At 61.3% G+C, this 269-nt stretch carries 1 pseudogene; it reads left to right on the forward strand.

Features of this window, described 5'->3' with window-relative positions:
- Positions 1–269 (forward strand): annotated as a pseudogene (locus tag ACFZPT_RS26715) (dehydrogenase); the annotation flags it as partial.

Consider the following 269-nt stretch of genomic DNA (forward strand, 5'->3'; position numbering starts at 1 on the left):
AGCGAAGACGTTCCCAATCCGGAAAGCCGGGTCATGGTGGATGGCGGCCGCATCGTCTTGAAATGGCATCGCACCAATTGGGATGCCCATCTCTCGCTCGTCTCCAAGCTCAAACAAATCCTGAAGTCGATCGGCTTTCCGCTGGTGCTCAGCCGGCCGTTCGACAAGCGCACGCCGTCGCACCAGTGCGGGACCATCAGGATTGGCCGCGACCCGGCGTCGGCTCCGCTCGACATCTACTGCCGCGCCTTCGATCACCAGAACCTCTT

This window comes from Pseudomonas sp. MD330_10 (genome assembly GCF_042610415.1).
GTDB classification, from domain to species: domain Bacteria; phylum Pseudomonadota; class Gammaproteobacteria; order Pseudomonadales; family Pseudomonadaceae; genus Aquipseudomonas; species Aquipseudomonas rhodesiae.